This is a genomic window from Streptomyces sp. NPDC031474 (assembly GCF_055581185.1).
In genome coordinates this window covers 225,346-243,881 of the sequence record NZ_JBVIJX010000007.1, presented here as the reverse complement: position 1 = coordinate 243,881, position 18,536 = coordinate 225,346, and the positions used below count along the sequence as shown (strand labels likewise).

The following is an 18,536-nucleotide window of genomic DNA, read 5'->3' as shown; positions in this document are numbered from 1 at the left end:
GACATGAGCCGTCCATGGACTCAGTTCACAGATTTATGCCATGCTCTAGTGGTGCCCGGATGTCCTCGGACTCCCGTTGCTCTGGGCACCCTCCTGCCCATACCGCCTGCCACGGGGGTCACCATGCAGAACCCACCCGGCGTCGCTGGCCACGACTGGTTGATCAGGGCGAGCCCCCGGATGGCCCGGCCCGACGACGCGGCCTGTCCCACCCACCGACGCACCGCGATGCGGCCCCTGCTCGTCGCCGACCCGGCCGTGCCGTTCCGGCGGCCACCCCGCGAGGAGTTCGCATTCGGCCCGCTGTTCACCGCCCTCGACCTGCTGGAACACGAGGGATGGTCGGTGGAGCGGGTACGCGAGGAACTCCGGGGCACCCGCGGTCCCTTCCGGGGATGGGGCGGCCCGGTTCACCCCGCCCACCTGGCCTGGACCGCCCACGCCCTGGAGCGCTACGTGGCCGCCCGTACCCGCGAACAGGCAGCAGCCGTCGAGGCCGGGCTGCCTGAGACCAAGCCGGTGAAGCAGCCATGGACGTGGCGCACTCCCCGCACGGACGCTCCCGACGCCCGTGGCGCCCGGCAGTACGAGCACACCCTCTGGGGCCGCATGTACGCCTCCTCCGACGGAAAGGTGCGCGACCTGTGGCTGCCTTCCATGGGCCGGGCCAAGACCGGCCGCCCCGACGCGGAGCTCGGGGCCGTGGCGCAGGTGATGGCCTTCGGCGCGCCCACGCCTCGCCGCAAGCAACGCGCCCAGCCTCCGCCCACCGCGACCGAGAGCACCAGCCTGCCCCGATTGGTCCGCGTCTTCGACGTCGGGTGCGCCGACGGGTCCGTGGAGGAGCTGCTCTCCGAAGACCCCGCCGAGGCGAGGCAGCGTTTCAGGGACGACGCTGTGCCTGCCTTCGTCACGGCTGCCACCGAACTCGGCGTGCAGCCCGGGGAGAGCTGTGTCGACTGCAAGGCCATCGCCGGCTGCACGGATCTGAAACGCACCCCGCGGCTGTGGGGCGGGCGCCCTCCGGCTCTCGCACGCCAACGCCGCTCCGTCTCCGTCTGGGACCTGCGGCTGCACGCCGAGTGCCCCGCCCAGTACCACCTGGTGCGGCGGCTGCACCTCAACGACCTCTCAGCCGAGGACCGGGGGGCACGGCGCGGCCGAGCCGTCGACGCCTGGCTCGACGCAGAGCACGCCGAACGCCCGGTGCGCGGCTGCCGGGACCGCGAGATCCCCGAGCCGACGGCGGTGCGGGCCAGGGCCGGACTCGACGACACCTCCGCACGCGAGGCTGCCGGGATGCTCGCGGAACACCGGCTCCTGTGCCCCCTCAACGGACTTGACGCCGACGAGCAGGTGCTCGTGCAGCATCGGGTCACGGCCTACGTGCCCGAACTCGACATCGTCGTCCTCGCCGTACCCGACCTGGTGTACACCCACCGCGGCCGGTGGATCTGGCGCGAGACCAAGACGTCGGCCCGCCCGCTGTGGGAACGCGATTCCCTGCTCCACACCTATCCCCAACTTGCCCTGGGTGTACTGCTGTTCCACGCGGGCGCGCTCGGCGACGACCCGCGCCGCTCCTGGGTCGAACTGGAGCACCTACGTGAAGGCCACGGTGAGAGTCGGCTCGAACCCATCGACCCCGGTCGCGCCGAGAACGTCGACGAAGCCCGGGCCGTCATCGCCGAACTCGCCCAGCCGCTCCTGGACGACACCACCTACGAACCGAGGACCGGACGCCACTGCCACGGCTGTCAGGCCCGGACCTGGTGTCGGCCCGGCACCGCCTACGTCACCGACCATCCGCGCCCGCCGAGCCCCGACACGCAGACCTCGCCGCGAGGAGACGCCACGCCCCATGCCTGACCAACAGCTCGTACCGGACTGGCTGTCCAACCCCGATGTCGTCCTCCTGCGGGACGTGGCCACCGCCGTAGTGCACCTGGCGGCCGTCGACCGCCTCGACTCCTTCACTCTGCCCTACCCGGCCGGCGCGCAGCGGGCCCTGGATGCCCTGGTACTCCAGTGCCTGCGCAACGGCGCCAAGCCCCCGTCCGGGGTGCCCGAGATGCTGCGCTGGGCCCGCGCCCGCCCCTTGGGCAGCTGGCCCCTAGACCGACTGCCCACCGACCTGTTCGACACCGCGGACCGGCTGATCGACGAGGATTCCGGAGAACCCGCGCAGCTCTGCCACGAGCTCGCCGTGCAGGGGTATGGCGACAGCACCGGACGGCAGTACGACCGTCTGGTGATCCACGAGGCCCTGCGCGCCTGTCGGGCCGTGTCGTCACCCGAGTCGTACACGGCCTTCCGTCGCCTCCTGGTGAATCAGCCCGTCCTCACCGAGGCGGACTGGGCTGAGGTGAGCACCGACCTCTTCCTCGACCCCGTGCGCTTCCTCGTCGAGGAGATCTATGCCCCCGTCCCGCTCGGGTTCCGCCGGGACGGCGCGTACCTGTGCTGTCATCGCTGCCTGACCCTGCTCCATCCGGTGTCCGACACCGAGTGGTGGTGCGAGCGCGACCAGTGCCGGCACCAAGGTCCCCCACCGCACGGCCGGGAACTCGTCGCGTCCGAGGTGGGCGAGCTGCGTCAACTGCGGAAACCCCTGCGGCAGTTCGTCACCGGGCCCGGACGCGCCGAGGTCTTTCTGGAGGGCGAGCTACGCGCCCTGGGCCTCACCGTCGAGATGTGGCCGGGCTTCGACGCGTACGACCTTCGCATCTCATTCCCCGACGGTCACGTGTGGGCCGTCGACGTCAAGGACTGGGCACACCCCGCCTTCCTCGGACGCGCCGCCACTGCCGTCCGCCCCGAGCCCCCCTTCGACGAAGCCTGTTGGGTGGTGCCCGCATTCCGGGTGCGCGCCCGCCGTGACTACCTGGCCATGTACGCCAAGGAGCGGGGCGCGGGGGCGGGCGGTCTGCGGCTGCTGACGGACGACCAGCTGAAACGGACCGCGCGGCTACGGCTGTCCGGCGAACGCGGGCCGGACGCGTCCATCGCGCCTCTGCACACCGTGCCCCGGGCCAGGGAGCACGGCGGGGCACGCACAGCGTCGTCCCGGTCCGGAAACCAGACCGCGGCGACCGACCGCACCGGGAAGAAGGGAGCAGACCATGCGTGACCGCAGCAGCTGGTACCAGCCGGTCGTCGCCGCACTGAGGCCTTGGCCCGAAGAACACGCCGGGACCCGGCCCGCTCTGCTCTGCCAGGTCGAGCTCGCCCTGCGGCTGATGGAGACCGTGGCGCCCGGTCACGCTGCCGAGGGGGCGTGGACGCTCCTCGGCGGCTACGGCCTCGCCTTCGCGCGGGCCTCGAAGCTCCCCACTGGCACCACCGAACAGGTCGCGCTGGCCGCGGCCCGGCACCTGCTCTGGCCGATGCGCCGCGGCCGGATGTGGCAGCAGAGCCTGGACGCCTACCTGGAACTGCCCGAACGACTGCGCGCGTACCGCGTCCCGGCGGCCGGGGAGCCCGCCCATCGAGTCCCCCTCAAGGTGGCGGCCGACCGCTTCACCACCTACGACGACGCGCTCGCGAACCTCCCCGGCTTCGCCACGAAGGTGCTTCCCCCGGCGGAGGCGGGCGAACACCGCTTCATGGACCGCCGCCACCGGCGCACTTCCGTCACGGTCCCCGCCGATCTCGTGCGGGACCCCTTCCCCGGCCACCCCCTCACCGCCGAACGCCCGGCCACCGCAGGCCCCCTCGACGTGCCACTCGACGAACTCGCCGACGTCGCACGGTGGATGGACGCGGAGGAGCAGCGGCGCGGGCTCAAGGCGGGGAACTGGGAGCAGCGTCTCGCCCAACTCGACCTCGACACCCGTACCCCGGACGGGACAGACTTCGAAGCGGCGTCCGCGCTGCCGCTCGACCGGCTCACCCACCTCGTCGGCATGGTCGGCGCCGGTAAGTCGACCTTGATGACCCTGCTCGCCGTCTGGGCGTACCACAACGGCCTGCGCATCACTCTCGTCGTCGGCGACGTGGCCGAACAGCTGACGCTGACCGAGCTGTTCCGCACGCTCGGCCTGAGCGCCGCGCTGGTGCAGGGGGGCACGACGCGGCTCCAGCACACCCAGCGGCTGCACCGCAGACTCGCCGCACGGGGAGAACACTCCCTACTGGCGCACACCGGACCCGTCTTCGCCCACCTCAGCACCGCCTGCCCGCTGGACGCCCTGCGCGCACTCGACACGTCCGAGCCCCTGCGCTACACCGACGCACCGTGCGGTGCCCTTCACCCCGCTCGGCGCCAGGAGACCGCCGAGGAGCCCGCGGCCGAGCGCGCGGTACGCGAGCTCGAACGAGCCCGAGGCGCCGTCGACAGGCAGGGCGCCACGGACGACAACGATACCGACGAGGAGGACCTGGGCACCCCGCACGCCTGCCCGCTGTGGAGTGTCTGCCCCCGACACTCCGCCGCGCGTGACCTCGTGGACGCGCTGATCTGGGTGGCCAACCCGGCCAGTCTCGTCCAGACGGCGGTTCCGCGTCAGCTCAACGCCGAGCGCCTGCGCTATCTGGAGCTGGCCTGCCTGCGCAGCGACATCGTCGTCGTCGACGAGGCCGACCGCGTACAGATGCAGCTCGACCAGATGTTCGCCCCGTCGGCCACGCTCGTCACCACCGGTGTCTCCGACTCCTGGCTCGACCAGCTGCAGACCCACGAGATCGCCGAACTCGCCCGGCAGGGACGGCTCCAGCTCTCCGACCAGGACGTGGAACGGTGGTCCGCCGCCCTGGACGTCGTTGGTTCTGCCGCGGACCGGCTGTACGCCATGCTCATCGACGACGGAGCGCTGCGGGACTGGGCGCAGATCGACTACTTCAGTGCGTGGACCCTCCAGGAGAAGCTGCTGCACGCCTGGTACCCGCTGACGCGAGGCCAGGCCGTCGGGCGACCGGAGAGCACGAGCGAAGGGGACGTCGAAGACGAGAGCGCACTCTACGAGGACGAAGACGGGCTTGGGGCCGATGGCGACTCCCCTGTCCCCGACGCTCCCTGGGCGCAGCGACGCACGGATATTACCGGGTTCTTCGACACGTTCCGCGACGATCCGCTCGGCGGACGCGGCCCCTATGGAACCCCCGCCGACGAGCTCACCGCCCTCACCCACGACGTGCTGCACACCCTCGACGAGAAACAGACACGGCGCCGTGTCCGCACGCTCCTCGACTCCCTCCTTGTCGGAGCGCCGGGCCCGGAACAGCGCCCCATGCCCGCCGCCGAGCGAGGCAAGGAGTCTGCCCCCGAGGACGTACCACTCACCGAGGAGTGGCGTGAACTCAACGCACGGCGGCTGGAGTTCACACTCGTCCTCGCCGCCCTGCACCAACGCCTGGACCGGGTGACGTTCCTGTGGCCTCAAGTGGAGGCAGCGCTACGGCTGGACTCCGCGGCCCACGAGCTGACCCGCCGCCCGCCCCTCGACTACGCGCCACTGCTGCCCGAAGCGCCCATGGGCAACGTCCTGGGCTTCCAGTACCTGGTGGACGAACGGGCCGCCGCCCGCAACAAGGACGGGCACCGCACCGGCACCCTGCGCTTCTTCCGTTGCGCGGGCGTGGGCCGGGAACTGCTCCTGGGTCTTCACCAGCTCGGCGCCGACCCAGGCCTCGGCAAGGCAGGCCCACACGTGCTGCTGATGTCGGGCACCAGTTGGGCCGGCACCTCTACCCGGGCCCACGTCCTCGCCCCCGTCCGCGCCGTACTGAAACCGCAGCGCAAGGCTCTCGATGCTATCCGGAAGACCGTGTTCCGCACCGAGTTCCTCTACGACGCCGCAGGACAGCCGATCCGGCTCTCCGGCCAGGACCCCGACCAGCGAGAGGACGTCCTGCGCCTGATGATCGACCGGCTCGCCCGGTCCCGGAGCGACGGCAACTCCTCCCCTCTCCAGAGCGAACTCGCTCAGATCCCCGACCAGCGCCGCAAGCGTGCCCTGCTTCTGGTGGGCAGCTACGCGGAAGCCAAGGTGGCCGCCACCGCCCTGAACGAGATCCCGCGCTGGCGTGGCCGGGTACGAGTCCTGGCCGCCGACGACGCCGAACTGGAGGCCGCTGTCGACGGGACGGCGCCGACGGGGAGCCAGGCGCCGGGCACGGGATCAGGTGCGGGAGCGGTCCGGCGTGGGGACCTCGCGTCCTTCGCCGACGACCCGGACGCCGAACTGCTCGTGGCGCCCCTCCTCGCCGTGGAGCGAGGACACAACATCCTCACCGCCCCCCAACGGCCCGGCGAGGAGAAGGTGGCGGCGTTCGGAACGGTGTTCTTCCTGGTCCGCCCGCATCCCCGCCCTGACGACCTGTCCCTGGCGGTCTTCGCCATCAACGACTGGGCGACGCGGTTCGTACGCGGTCAGCTGAAGCTGCCGGACGAAGGGACGTTCAGCGACATGGTCACCCAGGCCGGGGACTTGAACGCGGCAGGCAGTGCTTTCAGGACCACCGCACGCGGCGTGTGGCGGCACGTACTGTCACGGCCCTACATCTACTCCTCGCTCTCCGATGACGAGAAGAAGTCCTTCGTCTGGGACCAACTCGTCACCATCTGGCAGGTCATCGGGCGCCTCGTCCGCGGTGGCGTACCCGCCCGCGTCGTGTTCGTCGACGCGGCCTTCGCACCGCAACTCGCCGCGGCACAGGCCCCCTTCACCGGCCAGGGCCGGCGTCCACGCCGCGCAGGCGACCCGGGGCTGCTCGTCCGACTGCGGGACGTCCTGGCACCGTACTTCGCCCAGAGCGACACCGCCACCGTCGCATACGGCGCGCGCACCGACACCGCCGATGCCGCACTCGTCAAGCTGCTCTACCGCCCGCTGTACGAAGCGCTGTGCGCCATGGGGACGTCACCCGACCCGCGATCGGTCGGCTGAAGCACACCAACCACCGCGCCGGGCAGCACTGTTGGCGGGCAACCGCACCCGCCCACGTACGGACATCGCAGGGAGAACCGACATGTACAAGAACATCCGCCGATCCGCGTACCATCTGGCCGAGGAGGGCACCCCCTGGACCGAGGACTTCCACGCGCTCCCTTTCCCCGAACACTGGCATGCCGGACTCCTCGAACTGCACAACCACGGGCGGGACGAGGAGAAGCGGCAGCCGACGCTGCCCACCCGCCGACTCGACGGCGTGCTCCAGACCCTCGCCCCCGACGTGATCGTCCGCCCCCGGCCGCGGATCCCGGTGGAACCGGGGCCGCAGGCCGCCGAGGACTTCTGGATGTACGTACCGGCCTCGGCGCCCGACCCCCTCCCCGGCCGTTCCATGCAGCAACTCCTCGACGCCTGGCTGCGTACCCTCGGTCCCAAGGGCTCCGCACAGGATCCCCGGTTCCGCTCGATGTTGCTGGCGAGCAGCACCGAGCTGAAGCAGAACCTGCCCGAGTGGCAGCCGGTCAGCGGCGTCGAACTCCTCACCACCCCGACCACCCGGAGCGGCACCGCCGCTCCGCAACCGCGCCAGTTCCAACTCGCCACCGACGCCCTGGCACGCCGCATCCTGACCCTCGACCCCTTCCCGTTCGAGGGAGGGGAGCTGCGGTTCCGGGCGCTGCCCCGCGGACCTCGCGACCAGGGCGCGGAACTCATGTCGCAGCCTCTGTGCCGGACCGTCAAACGCAAGGAGTGGTGGTTCTCCGTCCTTCTGAACATCTCCCTGCACACCACTCCGTTCGACCCCAGGCCGCGTCTCCACCTGCACTGGGGTGTACGCCGCTGGGCAACCCACCCTCGGGCCACCACCAAACGCCTCAACCTGCCCTACCGGGAGGCCACCACCGTCTACCTGCGGCCCACCATCCCCTGGCTGCCCGGCGCACCGGCCACCGAACGCTACGCACTGGCACGCCTGCGCCGCGACCGGGCCACCGACACCTTCGTCTGGTCGGAGAACGACACCGCCGGCATCCTGCGCGGACTCAGCCTCGCCGGCAACTTCCCCGACCCCGAACAGCTCCTCACCGAACCGGTCTCCTGGATCGGCGAGGGCCGCGGCGTCCGGGCCGCCGTGGTCCACAGCACCAGAATGGGCAACCACGAGATCGGCACCGGCTTCATGCCCAACCAGCGGGCCCAGCTCACCGAATGGGCCGAGCAGGCCCTCCCTGAAACACTGGCCCGGGTACCCGACCTCACGCGCGGACGCGGCAAGGGCATCGGCGCTCCGGAGAACCGGCGGCCCAAGCCCAGGACCGACGAGGCCAAGAAGACCGAGCTGCTGCGCGAGACCCGGGCACGGCGCGTGGCACTCGCGGCACAGGCCCGGATCGCCTCCCACGGTCCGGAACAGGCCGGCCCGCCCGTGGTGGAGGCCCGGCTGCTGTGGCAGTCGCCCGAGGTACGCGGCGAGGCAGTGGAACAGTTCGCCAAGGCCCTGGGCCTCGACGGCGACGGCGGCGCCAGTGCCGCCCATGTCACGGACCGGGACTTCGACGAGGCCACGCCCGGAGCACCGGTCGTCCTGGAGTGGCGGACGGCGGAGGTCACACTCCGGCTGCGCTGCCTGCCCCTCGCCGACGGACTGGGCGACCGGCTCGTGCCCGACCCGGCCGTCAAGGGCAAAGGCGCGGCGCTCGCGGCTGCCGTCGCCGGACGGCGCCGCGCCCTGCGCGCATGGCTCCGCACGGACGGCGCGGACCCCTTCCGCCCCGAACTCGCCCTCGTGGAAGTCGCACACCGCAGCACATTCCGCCCGGCGTCGACGGACCCCAAGTTCGCCATCCGCCTCGGGTGCGCCGACGCGGGCCTGTTGACTCAGTTCGTCGTCACCCCTTCCACCGACCGGCAGATCGACAATGCGGAAAGCCTCGACCACCGCACGTGCAGCTCGTGGCTCGACGGACTGCGCCAGCTCGGCGTCCGCGTTCTGCCCCAGCACACCCTCGGTGACGATCTTCCGGACTCGCTGCAATACGCGGCGGTGTGGATGGTGAAACGTCGCAAGGACGGCCCGACCCGGTTGCCCAAGCACCTGCCTGTGGCCGTCCTCGTCACCCCGCTCCCGGCCGGGGAAGGCCTTGCAGCCGTACGCGGCTGGGATGACACCGCGGGGGAATGGGTGCCCTACCCGCAGTTCCTCCTCGGTCTGGTGAAACAGGCGGAGATCGACCCCGAAGCGTTCACGGAACCCGGGACTCCAGACGATGACGCACGTCCCGATGCCCCTAGGGTCACCGGCAAGCAGTGGCGCAGCAACCTCGCCCAACAGCGCAGGGAGACCGCGGCATTCCTCCAACGCGTGCTGCACTCCCTCCGAGGGCAACCCACCGCACTGATCACCCACGCTCAGAACAGCCGATTGCACTGGCCCTGGCTCCAGGACGGCCAGACCGAACGCGATCTGATCAAGACCGGCCACGCCCCAGCAGGACGACTGGACGACGAACTGCGCCTCGTACGCGTGCGCGGATGCGGCGGTCGCGAGAGCGCCCAGTGGTGGGGGCTGGCCGACCCGGGCAAGCCCCACGGACAGCCGGCCGGCTTCTGGGCACAGGATCCCCAGCAGCAGTACAGGGCTTCATCGCGCGAGCGGATCTTCTACAGCACCACCGAACGCCCCGGAACCCATGCGATCTCCCCCGCACTCGACCGCCTCGCCACCCGGGTCAACGCAGCAGGCAACCTCACCTCGCAGGCGGGCACCAGCGCCTGGAACCCGACCCTGGTGGAGATCGCGGTACTGGGCTGCCACGAGGATGACGATCCGGCTGCCCCCGTACGGGAAAAGCCCGACGACCCCGAGGCGCTGGCCCTCGCCATGCACCAGCTCCGCCAGGCCCCGGACTACGCCGCTGCCCTGTCTCTCCCCCTCCCACTCCACCTCGCGGGGCTGGCCCAGGCATATGTCCTCCCGACACTCGCCGACGGCGACCGGACTTCGAACGAGGGGTCGGACACACCTGCTGGAAACCAGAGCATGGAGGACCCAGATCTCGCCGACGCGGCCGGACTGTCCACGACGCCGGACGACGAGGCCGAGACTGCCCACGACTGACGACTGGATCGACACCTACGCGGTGCCCTGACGACGGAGGACACCGGTATCCACAGGACCTGTGTTCTGAGAGACCGACGACAGCCCCTGCATGCACCCTTCTCTACTCGTGTGCGCGGTCAGCGGAGGAAGGCGGAACACTGGGGTGACCGTGCCCAGTTCGGGTCTGGCCGCGACGTCGGTCACGTCGCCATCGGTCCCCTCGCCGCCGGCGCGGTCAGGCGTTTCCCTCGCTCATCCCGTTCCAGGGTTCGAACCCGCAACCGCTTACCCGACAGCACGTCTGACGAGCCAAGTCACCCCCGCCGGCCGTTCCCGCATCTCACGGTCGGCAAGGGGTTGCCGATCATCGCCTCGGCGCTAGCGTCCAGTGCACGTCGCCTGAATCCGGACAGATCCACCACCCTTCCAAAACGCCGTTCGCCGTCAGATGGCTGAGCACACCGTGGAACCCTTGATCGCGCAGGCCACAGTCACGGATGATCCGGTCGCACTCACTCAGCCCCTCCCCCGAGGACGGATCGCTGCGCGCCGCGAGATAGACGCCCGACAGTCGCAGCTGCGGCTCTGCTCCACCGATCCGGGCAGGGCACCCGGTGCGCAACGCCCAGTCGGCCGCGCGCCGCCGGTCGGGGCGAGCCGGTGACTGGGCGAGCAGCGTGGCGTCGCGAAGCTCCGCAGCGACCCCGGCCGCTCCGGGACCGTTCACCATGCTTGCCCACCGCGCCTGTTCCAACTCGCGGCAGGCCTGCACCGGATCGATACGAAGGCTGCGCAGCAGGCCCGCACGGAGTTCGACGTGCAGGTACGCGTTCATGCGCAGGGCGCACTGCAGGGCGAGGAGCCTCGCCCCGGCGGACACGTCCGCGGGCAGGGCCGCGGCCAGGTAGCTGAGGATCTCGCTCACGCGGACACGCTCCCCCGGCCCCCGGCCGGGCCGGGGACCGCGCGGCCGCGCGGAAGGCGGGTGGAACGGTGCGGCCAGCACGGTGTCGGGCACGACGGCGGCCTGGGCGGTTGCCGCGGCGCAGGCGCCGCAGGCGTCGGCGAGGCGCCAGACACGGCCGCCACGTTCGCAAGCCAGGAGCAGGCGGATGGGCCCCGCGCACCCGCGGTGACGGCGGTGCCAACGGCAGCCGCGTTCATGACACTGACAGGTACGCAGGTGAGGAGCCCTCAGGTCACCGCGGGCATGCCGGGCGAGGTGAGCAAGGGCCGCCGAGCGCGCGGACTGCGCGGTGACCCGCCGACCGTCCTGGGGACAGTGCTGGCAAACGAGAACGAGCCCGCCGGTCTGGCATCGCAGTTCCACCGTCCAGGTCCGCGCCGCCTGTGGACACACGGTGCGCAGCCTCATGGGCGTGTGTCCCTCCCTTCCCGGTCCGGCGCCAGCCCCACCGCGCGGTACGGCGGGACGGCCGACACCGTAGTGCAGACCCCTGCCCTCCCGCCGGTGAAGTCATCGGGAGAAACAGGGCAGAGGTCTGCACTGACAGGGCAAGCGTCTGCACCGTCGGATGGTCGGGTGACGATCTTGCCGCCCGATCCGGACCTCGACGCCCTCCGACTGGAGCTCGGGCGTCTGCGGGCTGAGCGCGGGTGGAGCTACGACGAGCTTGCCTCCCGCAGCGGTCTGAGCAGGCGCACTGTGATCGAGATCGAGCAGGGCCGCACCGTCGGCACCCTCAAGACATGGCACGCCCTCGCACACGCCCTTGACACACCGTTCGACGAGCTCTTGGCCAGCCTCTGCCACGAGCACGACCTACCCGGCACCGAAGACAGCTCCGACAGCTGACCCGGGCCTGTACGCCGCCGACGGCAGTTCACCCGATCCGGCAACGCGGTGCCGAATGCGTGAGCAGTCATTCGTACTGTTGTCGCCCGGTGCTGCTCCGCCCGGGGGCACATCCGGGCCGGGTGCCTCCGGTGGGGCGTGTCGGCTGGCAGGTTCGCCCACATGCACTCTCCCTCCTCTCCTTCTGCGCGGTGCTGGGACGGCAGCCGCGCGAGCACGCCTCACCGGCGGTCCCTGTGTATCGCCCCTGACAGCGCCAGCCGGTTGCTGCGCTGCGGCCAGAACGCTTCCTGCCGCGAATGCGGCAATCCGGTCGAGTGGTACCCAAGGACCGACGACCGACTGGTGCAGTTGCATCCGCACGAACTGCCGGTGGCCGGGGTGCCGGAGTTCTGCCGCTGGCACGTCAGCCGCGGCATCGCCCATCCCGCGGGCGACGGGAGCAGCTGGTGCCGGCTGGCCCATGAGGTGCTGTGCCCAGCCCGCCCGACGCCGACGGCCGCGCCGCAGTTGTCCGGGCTGCGCCGGTCCCTTGCCCTGCGCACCCGCCGTCTGCTCGACACTGGACTTCTCGCTCCGCCTGCCACACGGGCCGGCGGGCCGGCGGACGAGGCCGTCTGCCGTCCGGCTCGGCCCGTCGTGCAGCTGCTGTTCGTCCGCTACCTGGCCTCGCGTCCCGTCGATGAGATCCAGTGCGTCGCCCAGACCCGGCGCCGAACCCGCTGCACCGCCGAGATCCTCGGCTCCAGCGGGTTGCACGGGGTGTGGACCCTGGTACCCGCGACCGTGCACCACGGTCAGCTCGCGCTGCCGTCGGATGTCATGGCCGTTTACAGCCTGTCCGCGCTTCCGTACCAGGAACAGCTGCGCTGGCGCACCCAACGGTGTCGGGACCATGCCGCCGCGTCCACCGCCGGCGACCTCGCCGTCGCGGACTGGGAACCCTTCGACCCACTCCGCCACCACGAGCACATCCGCACCCGCCTGCCCACGCACGGGCGCCGTCCCGGCGGCCACGCACCCCGGCGGGTCTGGCCCTGAGGCATCAGTACGCCGTCGAGATCGTCCTGCCCCGGCCCGCCACCGCTCGGGAACCTCACCGGGCCCACCACCGTGTGGCGTTCGCCGCGAACGCCGACCGCACCCGGCTGATGACGACGCATTGCGGCAAGAGCCCGGGCCGCGCCCTGCACCGCCTGGACACGTTCCTGCCGATCGACGTGCTGACCACGCACCATCCCGATCGCGGTGACCACGTCCTGCTTATGTCGTCCTCAGCCGCCGCGTCGACGCGTAGGTCCCTCGGGAGGCGGCCGCTCTTGGTCGGCGCGCCGGGGACGTCTGCCCGGACGGATCATGGCCGACCTCGCGCACAAGCAACGCCAGCGGCGCCACCGCCTCGAATCGCAGATGCAGCGCGTGCTCACCCACCGCGCCCCGGAAGAAGTTCTGGCCTGCGCCGCAGGCCGCCTTCTGCAGGTACGTCTGCCGCACTGAACCCGTCGTTGTCTCCCCGGCCGGAGGCAGCCGCCGGCTGCGCCCCGTCCGACCGTTCCCATCCCACGGAGCCCACGTTGCACGCCCCCACCCACGAACAGATCCACGCGGCGGACACCTTCCGCGCCGGCCGACACCTCGCGCTGCAGGCCGGAGCCGGAACCGGGAAGACCAGCACGCTGTGCCTGCTTGCCACCGACACCAAACGCCGGGGCCGCTACCTGGCCTTCAACAAGGACATTGCGCGGGACGCCGCAGCCCGCTTCCCGTCCACAGTGCAGTGCCGCACCGCCCACGCCACCGCCTTCGCCGCACTCGGCCACCGCTATGCCGACCGGCTCAACAGCCCCCGCCAACCAGCCTGGAAGACCGGACAGTCCCTCGGCATCCTCCGTCCCGTGCGGATCGCCGACCACGAGATCAGCCCAAGAACCCTGTCTCACTACGTGCTGCGCACCGTCACCCGCTTCTGCCACTCCGCCGACGACGCTCTGGCCCCCCACCATGTGCCGCACCTGCGCGGCCTCAACGTTCCCGCCGACCACCGGCAGTTCACCGAACTCGTGCTCCCCTTCGCGGCAAAGGCGTGGGCAGACCTTCAGTGCCCCGGCCAGGGCGTCGTCCGCTTCGAGCACGACCACTACCTCAAGATGTGGGCACTGACCGGGCCGACGATCGAGGCCGACTTCCTCTTTCTCGATGAGGCCCAGGACACCAACCCGGTGCTGGAGCAAGTGCTCATCGCGCAGCGCGACCACGCCCAGCTCGTCATGGTCGGCGACTCCGCCCAGGCCATCTACGGCTGGCGGGGCGCAACCGACGTGATGACCGGCTTCGACGCCGAACAGCTGACCCTCACCCGCTCGTTCCGCTTCGGACCGCCGATCGCCGACGAGGCCAACCGGTGGCTCGCGCTTGCCGGCGCTCCCATCCGGTTGACGGGAACCACCAGCGTTCCCGCAGAGGTCAGCAGCGTCGACCACCCCGATGCCGTGCTGTGCCGCACCAATATCGGCGCCATGACAGAGGTTCTGCGCCTGCTCAGCGAAGGTCACCGCGTCGCCCTCACTCGGGGAGGCCAGCAGCTGGCACAACTCGCTTCTGCTGCACGCGAGTTGAAGGAGGGACGCCGCACTCATCACCCCGAACTGGTGTTGTTCTCGTCCTGGGGCGACTTGCAAGACTACGCCGCTTACGACCCGGCCGGCCGCGACCTACAGCCCTTCGTCGACCTCGTCGACACCCACGGACCCGACGCCATCCTCGCCGCCGTGTCCGAACTCACCGAAGAAGCACACGCCGACGTCACCGTCTCCACCGCCCACAAAGCCAAAGGCCGCGAGTGGCCAACCGTCAGGATCGGCAACGACTTTCCCCAGCCGAAGGACACCGCCCCCGGCACAAGCGCGGCCGCCCAGGACCCGGATGTAAGCGACACGGATGCCCGCCTCGCCTACGTCGCCGTTACTCGCGCACGTCACCAACTCGACCTCGGCGGCCTGGCATGGAACGCCACCACCCGGGCCAACGAAAGCGGATGACGCCACAGACCCCGAGGGACAGCCAGTTCCCCCAGACCGCCCACGATCAACGTGGCCGAGCGGCTGCCTAGCCAGCCCAGTCCGCCATCTCGGAAGCCGTATGCGGCGCACTCACCTCGCTTGCGTCGTCGCAGGCAGAGCTACTGTCGGTGACAGAGAGCGAACATGCGCGACCATGATTTGCCAACTATCTCTCTCATGATTCGCCAACAAGACTTCTCCACTCGAGCGTGACCTGCGCGTCTCAGACCATGATTCGCCAACTAAAGTTCTCGGTCACACGTGCATGGCACTGAGACCCGTCATGGTGAACATCAAGGCTCTTGATCACGCGGCGGTGGGCCGGTTCTGGGCGCAGGCGCTCGGCTGGAGTGCCTACAGCCCCGGCGCGACCACCTACGTCGGACCCGCCGGCGGCCTCGTCTGGCCCGACCCGGTGGTTCTCGGCATCGACTTCGTTCCCGTGCCGGAACCCAAGGCGGCGACGAAGAACCGCGTGCACCTCGATCTCGCCACCGCCTCCGCGGCGCATCAGGCGGAGCTGGTCGGGCGTCTGAAGGCGCTCGGCGCGACGCCCGTCGACGTGGGTCAGGGCGACGTGCCGTGGACGGTCCTCGCCGACCCCGAGGGCAACGAGTTCTGCGTGCTGGAGCCTCGGGAGGTCTACCGGGACACCGGGCCGATCGCCGCGGTGGTCGTCGACTGCGTGGATCCGCGGGCCATGGCCCGGTTCTGGGGCGGGGCGACGGACTGGACGCTGCACGAGGTGAGCGACGATCAAGCGGTGTTGCGCAACGCCGAGGGTGTGGGCCCGTATCTCGAGTTCCTCCGCACGCCCGGGGTGAAGACCGTGCCGGACCGTGTCCATCTCGACCTGCTGCCCTGCCCCGGTGACGACAAGGCGGCGGAGGTGGCCCGGCTGCGGGCCCTCGGCGCCACCGACCTCGACGTCGGCCAGGGCGACGCCCCGTGGACGTGCCTGGCCGACCCGGAGGGCCACGAGTTCTGCGTCCTCGCCCCGTCCTGAGGCGGAGCGACCGCGCGCCGGGCGGAGCGCTATGTCACGGCGTGCCGTCGGCGGACGACGGTGAACGTGCCGAGCGCGATCGCGGCCAGCAGCGACATGCCCCCGATCACCCCGCCCAGCCGCAGACCCGGCGGGTGGAACGTGCAGGTGACGCTGGTCGCGGAGCCGTCGAGGGAGACCGCGATCAGCCCGTAGTACTCACCGGCGGGCACGGCGATGTCGTCGTCCACCGCGCAGCGCCAGCCCGCGATCCGGGGGGCCGAGAGGACGGCGGTGCCCAGGGCGCCGGCCGGCAGCTCGGCGCGGACGGTGTCGTCGTCCACCGTCACCTTGGTGGCGCCGGTGGTCCTGAGGCGGTCGGTGGCGGCGCGCAGGCCCGCGGTGTCCAGGCAGCCGACCGCGCCGTCCGGCACGGTGCTCGGCCGGTCGGGGGACAGCTCGATCCGCAGCCGCCCGGAAGCCGGGACCGTGCCGAGCGGCTCCATGGCGGCGATCTTGGAGACGGGGTCGGACCGGAACCGCCCGGTCGGGCCGGCGGGAAGGTCGCCGGTGAGCCGCGCGGTACCCGCGAAGTGCGGCGCCCACAGATACACCTCGCTGCCCGCCGCGCACTCGGCGGTGATCGTCGGCCGGGGCTCGGCGGCCCCCCGGGGAAGGGCGTCGAGGCGCACGCCGGGCGTGTCGCCCTTGCTGCGCTCGGGCGCCGCCCCGGCTGCGGTGCGCACGGTCAGCGGGGGCACCGTGTAGACGCGGGCGCCCAGCAGCAACTCCTGGTTGCGGTACGGCGACGGCCCGAACGCGGAGACGGGCGTGTGCGCGGAGGTGCCCGGCGGTCGCACCGTGACCAGGGGCGGCACGTCCTGGCGGGACACGGTCACCCCGGTGCCGTCCTGCGGGAACCAGTTCTGGTGCGGGTACGGCGGGGAGTGCACCCGGGCGCCGACGGAGAAGATCACGTCCGTCACGGGGTTGTCCAGGCTCTGCAGGCTGCGGCCGCCCGAGGTCCAGCCGCCGCCGAGTGCGGTGAGCGTACGGAAGAGCACGTCGGAGGTGTGGCTGCTGTAGTACTGGGCGCCCTGGCCGCCCAGCAGCAGCGGGTCGTTGCCGACGGTCTGCTCGCGGCCCGGGTCGGTGCGGTAGCGGGGCCAGCCGTCGGCCTGCGCGATCGCCTGTGCCTGCTGCTCCTGCCGCTCGCCCCAGGGCGCGTAGTCGTCCATGTGCCCGAGCCGCAGCCGGGTGGCCACGGCGGCGGTGGCGGTGGCCTCGCCGAGCTGTGTCCCGATGAGCAGGACCACGGCGAGCACGGCCGGCAGGGTGCGGCGCCCGGCGCCGACGAGACGCACGGGACGCGCAGGGCGCACGGGACGCACGGCGCCTGTGCGGCCGAGCAGGGCCAGGCCGCCCAGCGCGCCCGCGGCGGCGAGCAGGAGCACCGGCCAGGCGACGGGGCGCACCAGATCGCTGCGGCTCGCCACCGCGACGATCAGCGCGTACAGCGCGCCCGCCGCAGCCAGTGCACGCCGGTCGGGCGGGCCGTAGGAGAGCGAGGTCCATGCGGCGATCACCAGCAGCGCGCACAGCACGAACGCCTCGCGGTACGAGCTGCCCTGCGGCGGGGTGAAGGCGTGCCAGAACAGCTGGGTGGGGGCCCACTGCATCGACAGCGTCATCGCGGCCACCAGCAGGGTCCACGCGGCGCGCACCTGCCCGGGAACGGCCCGGTGGAAGGGCAGGGCGAGGGCCAGCAGCAGCGCCGTGGCGCCGACGTAGAGGGCCGGTGAGCCGAAGCTGTACGTCGTCGGCAGCAGGCGGGCCAGCAGGTCCTCGGTCGCCACCGGCGTGAAGTCCTTGAACCGGCCCGGGGAGGCGTGCTCGGTGCCGAAGTAGACGACGGTCACCAGCGGTGCGGCCAGGCCCATGCCGAGGGCGACGGTCGCACCGGCGCGGCCCGCCGCCGCGAGGATCCGGCGGCGCGGAAGACCGGAGAGGCACAGCCTCAGCAGCAGGACCAGTCCGGCGGCGAGGGTGGCCATGTACGCCGTGTAGAAGTTGGCGACCCAGGCCCCCGTCACGATTGCCACGCCGAGGAACGGCCGCCGTCCGGTCATCGCCCATTCGCCGACCAGGCACAGCAGCGGCAGGGCGATGAGCCCGTCCAGCCACATGAGGTTGTACACGGCGCTCGCCACGGTCCAGCCGCACAGGGCGTACGACGCGCCCAGCAGTCCCGCCGCCCACCAGCGCCCCGGTCGCAGGCGCAGCAGCAGCCAGGCCATGGCGGCGCCCGCGCACGCCACCTTCAGCACGGTGATCACATACACCGCGAGGTCGATCTCGTCCCGCGGGAAGACGGCCACGAGCAGCGCGAACGGGCTGGTGAGATAGGTGCCGAGGTCGGGCAGGAAACTGGCGCCGTAGCCCGACTGCCAGTTGACGAGGAGACCGCCGTCGGCCCGTCCGTGCAGCAGGTCCCACAGGTGTGCGTGGAACGGCACGTACTGGTTGCCCAGGTCGTTGACGCTGCGGGTACGGGGGCCGAAGGGGTAGCTGCGGGCGACGACGTCGGCGGCGCAGAAGGCGGTGACGGTGATCACCGCGGCCAGCAGGGCGGCGGCCTGCCGCGGCTCGGTCGTCGGGCGGGGCAGCCGGAGCCACTGCGGGC

11 protein-coding genes are annotated in these 18,536 nt (G+C 71.5%); 9 read left to right on the top strand and 2 right to left on the bottom strand.

Annotated elements, in window-relative coordinates; genetic code table 11:
- The first annotated feature begins 123 nt into the window (after positions 1–123).
- The 4 genes from ACZ5SK_RS16400 to ACZ5SK_RS16385 all read left to right on the top strand — a co-directional run bounded on the left by ACZ5SK_RS16400 (position 124) and on the right by ACZ5SK_RS16385 (position 10,011).
- On the top strand, positions 124–1,869 hold the full coding sequence (locus ACZ5SK_RS16400; protein ID WP_328832524.1) for a PD-(D/E)XK nuclease family protein: 1,746 nt from the start codon (positions 124–126) through the stop codon (positions 1,867–1,869).
- On the top strand, positions 1,862–3,130 hold the full coding sequence (locus ACZ5SK_RS16395; protein WP_328832523.1) for a pPIWI_RE_Y domain-containing protein: 1,269 nt from the start codon (positions 1,862–1,864) through the stop codon (positions 3,128–3,130). Before ACZ5SK_RS16400 ends, ACZ5SK_RS16395 begins: the two co-directional genes overlap by 8 nt.
- The gene (locus ACZ5SK_RS16390) at positions 3,123–6,887 is read left to right on the top strand and encodes a pPIWI_RE_Z domain-containing protein (RefSeq protein WP_468576176.1); all 3,765 of its coding nucleotides are present in this window, start codon (positions 3,123–3,125) and stop codon (positions 6,885–6,887) included. The genes ACZ5SK_RS16395 and ACZ5SK_RS16390 overlap by 8 nt, the downstream gene beginning before the upstream one ends.
- Before the next feature lie 82 nt (positions 6,888–6,969).
- Positions 6,970–10,011 carry a pPIWI_RE module domain-containing protein gene (locus ACZ5SK_RS16385; protein ID WP_468576174.1) on the top strand — a complete coding sequence of 1,014 codons (3,042 nt, stop codon included), beginning with the start codon at positions 6,970–6,972 and terminating at the stop codon, positions 10,009–10,011.
- A 346-nt stretch (positions 10,012–10,357) separates the two neighbouring features.
- Here ACZ5SK_RS16385 and ACZ5SK_RS16380 read toward each other — a convergent pair whose 3' ends face one another.
- Positions 10,358–10,918, bottom strand: coding sequence for a hypothetical protein (locus ACZ5SK_RS16380; RefSeq protein ID WP_008404671.1), 561 nt, complete (start codon positions 10,916–10,918; stop codon positions 10,358–10,360).
- A gap of 618 nt (positions 10,919–11,536) precedes the next feature.
- Between ACZ5SK_RS16380 and ACZ5SK_RS16375 the strand changes: the two genes are divergently transcribed.
- The 5 genes from ACZ5SK_RS16375 (at position 11,537) to ACZ5SK_RS16355 (ending at position 15,874) form a co-directional block, all read left to right on the top strand.
- Positions 11,537–11,809 carry a helix-turn-helix transcriptional regulator gene (locus ACZ5SK_RS16375; RefSeq protein ID WP_468576172.1) on the top strand — a complete coding sequence of 91 codons (273 nt, stop codon included), beginning with the start codon at positions 11,537–11,539 and terminating at the stop codon, positions 11,807–11,809.
- 162 nt (positions 11,810–11,971) lie between these two features.
- Complete coding sequence (locus tag ACZ5SK_RS16370; protein WP_468576170.1) at positions 11,972–12,850, top strand: DUF6083 domain-containing protein; 879 nt, start codon at positions 11,972–11,974, stop codon at positions 12,848–12,850.
- 315 nt (positions 12,851–13,165) lie between these two features.
- The gene (locus ACZ5SK_RS16365) at positions 13,166–13,306 is read left to right on the top strand and encodes a hypothetical protein (protein ID WP_468576169.1); all 141 of its coding nucleotides are present in this window, start codon (positions 13,166–13,168) and stop codon (positions 13,304–13,306) included.
- A 77-nt stretch (positions 13,307–13,383) separates the two neighbouring features.
- Positions 13,384–14,847: a UvrD-helicase domain-containing protein gene (locus tag ACZ5SK_RS16360; protein WP_468576167.1), complete on the top strand. Its 1,464-nt coding sequence runs from the start codon at positions 13,384–13,386 to the stop codon at positions 14,845–14,847.
- A 286-nt stretch (positions 14,848–15,133) separates the two neighbouring features.
- A complete protein-coding gene (locus ACZ5SK_RS16355) occupies positions 15,134–15,874 on the top strand; it encodes a VOC family protein (protein ID WP_361701673.1) in 741 nt (246 codons plus the stop codon).
- Positions 15,875–15,903: 29 nt separating this feature from the next.
- On the opposite strand, the gene ACZ5SK_RS16350 is transcribed toward ACZ5SK_RS16355, so the two are convergent.
- Positions 15,904–18,519: a YfhO family protein gene (locus tag ACZ5SK_RS16350; protein ID WP_468576250.1), complete on the bottom strand. Its 2,616-nt coding sequence runs from the start codon at positions 18,517–18,519 to the stop codon at positions 15,904–15,906.
- Between the last annotated feature and the right edge of the window lie 17 nt (positions 18,520–18,536).

Bases quoted from the DNA above. Each gene is read 5' to 3' on its own strand.
- ACZ5SK_RS16355 (WP_361701673.1), top strand. From the start codon at position 15,134: ATGGCACTGAGACCCGTCATGGTGAACATCAAGGCTCTTGATCACGCG.
- ACZ5SK_RS16385 (WP_468576174.1), top strand. From the start codon at position 6,970: ATGTACAAGAACATCCGCCGATCCGCGTACCATCTGGCCGAGGAGGGC.
- ACZ5SK_RS16390 (WP_468576176.1), top strand. From the start codon at position 3,123: ATGCGTGACCGCAGCAGCTGGTACCAGCCGGTCGTCGCCGCACTGAGG.
- ACZ5SK_RS16395 (WP_328832523.1), top strand. From the start codon at position 1,862: ATGCCTGACCAACAGCTCGTACCGGACTGGCTGTCCAACCCCGATGTC.
- ACZ5SK_RS16365 (WP_468576169.1), top strand. From the start codon at position 13,166: ATGGCCGACCTCGCGCACAAGCAACGCCAGCGGCGCCACCGCCTCGAA.
- ACZ5SK_RS16400 (WP_328832524.1), top strand. From the start codon at position 124: ATGCAGAACCCACCCGGCGTCGCTGGCCACGACTGGTTGATCAGGGCG.
- ACZ5SK_RS16370 (WP_468576170.1), top strand. From the start codon at position 11,972: ATGCACTCTCCCTCCTCTCCTTCTGCGCGGTGCTGGGACGGCAGCCGC.